A 7,374-nucleotide genomic window follows, 5' to 3' on the forward strand; every position below is an offset into this window, starting at 1 on the left:
CGCTAATATAGCCGTCAATCCTCCCTGTCCATCTGGACCACCAACATTATTTTTAAAATCTACAGTATTTGTATACAACTTTGTTTTGAAAGCCTCTAACATCTTAATGACGTCAGTAACTTCATTTGAATTTGTATGAATTGTATCGATTAAATCCCCTATTCCTTCTTTAAGGCTCATCTTATCTTTCTTTTTTACAGTATCTACTAATGTGTCGTAATAATTTTGAAATTGCTCATCATAATTTACAATATTACGAGCTGTTTTTTGAATGTTTGGCTTCGCTGTATCTAACCAGTAATTTGCATTGATTCGTGACAGTTCCTGATTCAGGTGGATATTTTTGATTAATTCTCCTCCTCCTGAACCTAAATCAATGTTGGATAAATTTACATTCGGTTGCTTAATCATAGTTTTTGCGTACAAATCCATTACAAGAATATGAGAGCCTGTTGCAGCCAACGCTTTCTTTAATCCTTCAGGTCCTAACGCATAATTTTCTATTTTCTGTTCTTGAGCTGTCTGTTCTTGTGCAAGTGCATGAATAGTACTACCATTCGTTGCAGTTATAACCGTTGCTAAAGTGGCTAAAGTTATGACCTTAAATGGAAATTTCATCATATGATTCTCCTCCTTATTTTCAGTTGCATTATAATCTTTTCGATAAACCTATGTTCTTAATATTAAAATTTATAAACTTGTTCTTCGAGTTGAGTTGTTACACTTTTTAATCGTCTTAATGTATCTTTTTGAGACTGAGTGTTATTGGTATCAACTTCAGTCGATAATTTTGTAATACTATTATTTATTAGATCCAAATCCTCTTTGTAACGTTTCATTAGCTCAATTTCTCCATCTACTTGGTTAGCAAATGTATGCAAATCATTTTGCATGAAAAGAATCATTGATTTTTGTAAATCTGCTACTGTTAATTTAGTTGTTAAGTCATATAATTTCTGATTTTGTTTTTCTAAATCATTTAAATATGCACGTTGCTCTGCTGTTAGTTTATTAATTTCAGCAAAAGTATTATATGTTTTTTTAATTTTTTCAGGATCAATCACTTTCATAAGATCATACTCTTTCGTTTTTGTAACTGCAGCTGCAGCGATTTCACCTTTTTTACTTTTCTCTATCGCTTCACGTGCTTCTTTTTTTGCAGCCTCAATTTCTATAGCTGATTTTCCCTTTTCTTTTGCTTCTTGTTCTGCTTTCTTCTCTGCGTCTACAATAGCATTGTTTATTTCTTTTCCTTTGTTATACGCTACTACTGCTGTTTGAGCAGCCGGTTCAATGATATCTTTCGATAGACTATAAATTTCTTGGAATACCTTTAGCCCTTGTTCATTTAAAGCCCCTGGTAATAATGCAATTTGCTGTAAATCATTTTGAATTGATTTTTTTGTATCTAGCATTTCATTTTTTAACTTATCTATTTTTCCTGTTCCCTCTGAATTAAGGACACTCTGTGCTTTTGCCACATCAGTATCAAGATTTTTCAACTTCTTATCTACCTGTAGTTTTAGATCTGTTAACTCATTAATTTGACGTTGCACACTTTCTTGGTTTGTTATGGTCATGTCTTGAAGGACTTCCAGTCTATCTGTAAACCCTTCTTTATCTTCCTTATTATCTACAAATCCTTTTAATGTTGGATAATAACTATTAAATTTAGTTACAAATCCTTTACTTTTTGAATTTAATAGAATTAATTTAGGATAAAGTTCGGATGACCACTCTTTCATATCTTGTTTAATTAGAAATTGAGTTGTATTTAAAGATGGAACTTCTTCAAGTTGTACATTCGGACTTGCTAAAGCTCCATCGATAAAGGTTTGTGTTAACTTGGAGTGTGCACCTATTTTTCGTAATGCCGAGGAAATATCTATATTATCTTGTTTTGTTTCTGCCTGAACAATTGGCGTCGCGAGAGTATTGATAGGAATAGTCGCCCCGGTAACAATTGATGTTATTAAAAATCCTGTCATAATTTTATTCTTCATTCCTTACACCTCTTCACTATTGTTTTTTACAAGTTTTGATCGTAAATGTTGTACAACCTAACGTTAGGATTTCTTCACACACACTTGAAGATAGAGATTTTTTCAAAAAAGTAATTACATCTCTTTTTTTTATTTATTTTTGATAGAATATAAGGTCCTTACTCCCACCCTATTTTAATCACTATGTTTTTCATAAGTAAACTAGAAAATCGTATTTGATAAATTTGTTTTTTCAGATATTTGTTATGCAAATATCAAAATGTTATATTTAAAAAGTTAAATGAAATTTTCATTTCATAAAGTGAAATAATTATACTATGATAATTAAGTATAAAAATCCTTTTATTCTCCAAAATTCATTTAAATTCCTTACCTAAAAATAATTTCAATATAATTTAATGGTAATTGATACATATGTGTCTTTTATATGGATATGTAAAATTACATATCCATATAGTTTAAATACTCCAAATTGAATAAACAGATCACTATGACATAAATCGGTTAAAGATGTTTTTGCTAAACTTTGGCTTATCCATACACATAAAGCAATTAAATCTTTTGCTCAATCCTTACTTGCCCGTTGTACAAACCCAACGTCTCTAGCTAGATTCTGTAAGGTATTTTGGGATAAAAGACTCTGAATCTCCTGTGCGAATAGTTGTAATTTATCAGATACAGAAATAGACACATAAAAAAATAGTTTTGACTGCTTTTCCTAATTCAAATAATGCTTGGTATCCCTCGTAAATCGTTTTAAGGTAGTTTCTGCAGATTCGTTCCCTAATCGTAAAGCTGTTGCAAACTTAATGATTTGTTCATACTGTTTTCGAATCAGATCCCAATTAACCAGTCTACTGAGAACAGGATACAAATGAGCGTATTTTTCATTCCTTCCATTTTCAGGATGATATAATTTTTGGGAACCAATATTCTTGAAACGTGGTATTAGTTTAAAACCCAACAGATGACAAAAGGCAAACGCAACGACACTTTGTCCGTGTGTATCAACATAGTTTCGGTCTATTTCTATGTCTGTGCAGTGACGAACAACACCCTTCATCATAGATGCAACCTCAGAAGAAAGACACGTCGTTTTTCGATCTGTATGCCAATAGATCATAACACCGTGTTTTTATAATGGGGATGCCATTCAGTAAGAAGGTTTTGATCCCAAGAACCAAAATGTTTGAGTCGGAAGTACAGGCTGTAGTAGCTTCTCCTCATACTTCTTTCATTCGATGGTAAATAATATAATTAGTGACCTCATCATCTGCTTTTCATAAATAAACTTTATGAATAAATTTATTACGGAGATATTGGAGTTCATTATAGCTATCCAGAGTGTTTCCAGCAGAAACAGCTTTTAGGCCTGTATTATTCCCTAATCCGAATAAACTAAGAAGAAGTCTGCGTTGAATATCGAACGATCTGCTATAGTTTTAAAGCGCTTAGTAAAGCCAGTATGAAAATCGGTTTCTTTTAATAACTCCAAAAGATTGTCTGATCTCCTGTTTAATCATAGGTAAATGTGGGGCTTTGGTTGTTTGTCAAGTGGGATAACGCGAATCCATTCCTTTTTATTTCTACTCGTAATCGCGATTTTATCATCACTTTTACCTTCAAATCCTTGATTCAGTAAGTGGAACTTGTCTTTCATTAGTTGGCTAATACCCGAGATAAAAGACTCTGCATCGATTGGTACTTTGAGTTCCTGGAAATATTCCTCTTTGTGTTCTTCAAAATCTTGAGGTAAATCTTCATCAGGGTTCCGGTAGCGGTCAGCCCCTTCAATCCAAATCTCTTTACACCAAATTCGTGTTCGAAGAGATTGTAAAACAGCGATTTTATAATTGATTCGATTTACTCTTTATATCCCTTTACTATCCTTCCACTTAGACTGAATGACTCCCCCAATCGGAACTTCGTCCCTAATGGCAAAAAACGTTGCCACTATCACTGTACTCCTGAATAAGTTGAAGAGCTTCAATGATAGGTTGGTGAGATAGATTGTTGGACTTAAACGTAAGGTTCTTTAAAATATCACATAGAGCCCTTCTATTATGACCTCGATAGGAAGAATGCATTTTTAAATGAATTTTTTCTTTATACTCTCGGTAGTTTCTCGACATATCTTTGATAATATCCCGAATAGTAGAAGAGCTTACAATTGGATATAACGTATTCTGAATAATTCCATTCGTGTAATCAACAGTTGCCTTTAATAAGTTAATAATGTGTTTGTTTTTCCCTTGTACTTTTTCTAACTCTGCCACTGTTTCATCACGGGTTGTATTCTTCGCTTTATTCCCAAAATTAAGCGTGATTTCATCCAATAAATCAACTAGATAGTCAATGATAAAATAGCAAGTAAAGTGTAGTGAATAGATGTAGGGTGTGCACGTAATTCTGTCACTGTCTCAGTGGCTGCACGAAGGTGATATCTCTTTATTAATTTTGGAGGCAAATGGTGAAATAGACCATTTGGAATTTGAAGATGTCGAATGACCAATATTTTTTTTGACTTCCATTTCCATTGTATTAACAATTGTTTTTACGAGGGGAAGATAATAATTGTTAAAAAGCTAAAATGGAATTTTCCTCCTCTGCCAAGACTACATGTTCGGGGATTCTAATAGGTTATCTAATTGAGCACATGTTTTAGAAGATAATTGTTGATAGGTATTTTGATACAAATTCTTTTTAAAAGTATCAAAATACCTATCAATCATTCGCTCCAAGCTACCAATAGAAGAGGGCCCTACTTTCCAATTACGAAAAAGACTGTGTGCCTGATTTGTTAAATAATCTATATCATGGATAAAAAGAACTTGTTCTTCCAAACAATGTTTAAAACGTTCATTGTATGTATGAGTAAGCTCTTGAAATCAAAGAAATCCTTATAATTTTTCAATATTGGGTGTAAGTCTTTTCCTTCCCACCCCAGCTATACTCTTCAAATCGGCCAGGAGAAATAGTTAATTGCTTAGCTATGTATTCAATAGTTACTTTGGGAACATCTTGTTTTTTTACTAGGGAATCTAGCTTCCTGTTGGAAGTATTTTAATAACAAAGCAAAGCCTAAACGTTTTGCCTCTGTTTTATTTTACTATAGATAAATATAGTTCGTTTGGCATTAATACAAAGCCTTTTAAAAGCTCGTCCTTATTCCAATTATTCTTTGGCACTCTCTCTGATCTGTGTAGTTTACTACTAGTATAATTTCAACCACAGAGTATCATCAAGAGGAAACAGAAAATTAACACAAATAAGATAATTTTCATTTTATGTAAATTATCCGACAAACTAGAGCAGCCCGCCTGTGACTAGGCCTATTAGAATTAACCCGTTCCACATTTTATCGCTAGTTACACGTTAGAGATAATATAGAAAGGAAGATAAAGAATATTTGTCTTAGGCATAAATTACGGTACGGATATCTAATGACCAGTACGCTTCGAAGCGTGTTTCCTTCGAAATCGACAGCACGGTATAAGTATATTTTTTCGACTTTGATTTTGATGTAAGTCTCATCGACTCTCCATGAATTATTCTTTCTTTTTTCTTCTGAATCACGCACTTTTTTTAGTAGTACCAGTATGACCAAGTTAAAAAATTTTTTCGAAATTTTTTGTTTTTTGCACCAGAAACTATTTATATCGGTAAGATTTAAACATATCTTTCGTATAACGCTGTGGATATAAATCATTTATCATGGCATATGGACTTCCTTGCCAATACCTTACCAACGGTGTCCCTAGCTTTCTCTTTTTTACCCATCTACTCGTATATACCCTCAGTAATTGTTCTTCCGTGATCATTTCTTTTTCTTCAATGATCCATCGTAAAGCTTCTCTTGCTTTTTCTTTTGTCCAAAAATCATTAGGCGCTACTTTAAATTCCCATTCTTTGAAGCAATTCGGATATAAGTCATTTATCATGGCGTATGTATCTCCATTCCAAATTAAAGTGCATGCCCCCCCTAATCCGTGGTTTTTGAGCCAATTTAAATCATAGATCTTTATTAATTTCTTTTGTGAAATTTTTTCCTTTTCTTCAATGGTCCATCGTAAAGCTTCTCTTGCTTTTTCTTTTGTCCAAAATTTATTAGGAACCATTTGAAATTGCCATTCTTTAAAAACACCAGGGTATAAGTCATTTATCATAGCATATGGACTTCCTTCCCATAATACCCTTAACGGGGATCCCAACTTTTGTTGACTTAACCACTTTTGACCATAAACATCCAACAACTCATAACATGACAAATTTTCTTTTTCTTCGATAACATATTGCAATACCTCTAATGCTTTTTCTTTTGTCCAAAAATTTAATGGCGTCATATTCAATTCCCATTCCTTAAAATGATTTGGATAAGCATCATCTAGCATTTTAAACGGACTATTTTGATACACTTGTTTCACCAATCCACGCAATCGACTCTTCACAATGAGTGGTGTACTCCAATTTTGTTTGATGTCTTGCTCGTCCCATTTTAGTTTTTCTTCAATAAGATATTTTGTCACCCTTCTAGCCAACTCTATACTGTTATCCCCCTTCCATGTGTTAGGTGGGAACCTAAACCTTTTACCATCTAATATTTCCTGAAAGATTTCTTCAATCTTAATTCCTCGCACTTTTTTCATCCTTTCCTATGTTTTTACAAATTCTATTACAAAATTTTTTAACATATAAAAAGTTGGTATAATTGCATATAGATCTTATGCATCATTAGTAATATTTATAATTCATTGTACGTCAAAAAACCGAGATTTCGTTTACATAGAGCATGATGGTTTCTTGTTTTATAGAGTTAGAGACCTAATGTGCATTCTTCTAAAATTCTGTTCCTTTAAAATAACTCATGTATCTTACTCTACGAATTATTTTTTACATTCAAATTTTATTTAGAAAACTATGCAACAGAACTGACTTTACATACCGGCTTTCAATGCAATAATAATAAGTGTAGTCTAAAATACATTACCAAGTATTAATATGATATTTTCACAATTAAATATTAAAATGATTAAGGATATTATTACAAATATATATAACAATACCACACCTATTCAACATCATATCGTTGTGTTAGATCTCCCAAATCGGAATAATTAACTGCAAAATAACATATTAATGGCTTTAAATTTAATTCCATACTACTTTCATACCTTTTTAATTTTTTATAAAACAAATACTCTTTCAATTTTTATTACCATAATTAATATCACTTTTTAAAAGTTGCTATTAGGGGTCACCATACATGCCCATCAACTTAAGAATTTGCACTACCCCCAAGTGTCAAAAAACGTTATTCTTTCTAAAAAGCTAGCTAGAAAGGATGACATTTTTTATGAATCTTTCAATTCAA

Annotated in this window: 3 protein-coding genes and 4 pseudogenes; 1 reads left to right on the forward strand and 6 read right to left on the reverse strand. The window is 32.2% G+C overall.

Going from position 1 to position 7,374, the window contains the following annotated elements:
• From ACS2CR_RS32730 to ACS2CR_RS32745, 4 genes and pseudogenes are all read right to left on the reverse strand, one after another.
• A partial coding sequence (locus ACS2CR_RS32730) for an HBL/NHE enterotoxin family protein (protein WP_438906141.1) occupies positions 1-621 on the reverse strand: 621 nt, incomplete at its 3' end.
• Between the two features lie 62 nt (positions 622-683).
• Complete coding sequence (hblC, locus tag ACS2CR_RS32735; RefSeq protein ID WP_438906142.1) at positions 684-2,003, reverse strand: hemolysin BL lytic component L2; 1,320 nt, start codon at positions 2,001-2,003, stop codon at positions 684-686.
• 496 nt (positions 2,004-2,499) lie between these two features.
• Positions 2,500-2,694, reverse strand: a pseudogene (locus ACS2CR_RS32740) (IS4 family transposase); the annotation flags it as partial.
• Positions 2,687-5,140 (reverse strand): annotated as a pseudogene (locus ACS2CR_RS32745) (Tn3 family transposase); the annotation flags it as partial. The pseudogenes ACS2CR_RS32745 and ACS2CR_RS32740, both read right to left, overlap by 8 nt.
• 195 nt (positions 5,141-5,335) lie before the next feature.
• Between ACS2CR_RS32745 and ACS2CR_RS32750 the strand changes: the two are divergent.
• A pseudogene (locus ACS2CR_RS32750) lies at positions 5,336-5,470 on the forward strand (IS3-like element ISBt2 family transposase); the annotation flags it as partial.
• Here the strand turns inward: ACS2CR_RS32750 and ACS2CR_RS32755 are convergent.
• Together ACS2CR_RS32755 and ACS2CR_RS32760 are read right to left on the reverse strand one after the other, a co-directional pair.
• Positions 5,464-5,565, reverse strand: a pseudogene (locus ACS2CR_RS32755) (DDE-type integrase/transposase/recombinase); the annotation flags it as partial. The pseudogenes ACS2CR_RS32750 and ACS2CR_RS32755 sit on opposite strands and share 7 nt — an antisense overlap.
• An 88-nt stretch (positions 5,566-5,653) precedes the next feature.
• Positions 5,654-6,649 carry a DUF4046 domain-containing protein gene (locus ACS2CR_RS32760; protein ID WP_003308422.1) on the reverse strand — a complete coding sequence of 332 codons (996 nt, stop codon included), beginning with the start codon at positions 6,647-6,649 and terminating at the stop codon, positions 5,654-5,656.
• Positions 6,650-7,374 lie beyond the last annotated feature (725 nt).

This window comes from Bacillus cereus group sp. BceL291, assembly GCF_051776705.1.
In the GTDB taxonomy this organism is placed as follows: Bacteria; Bacillota; Bacilli; order Bacillales; family Bacillaceae_G; genus Bacillus_A; species Bacillus_A cereus.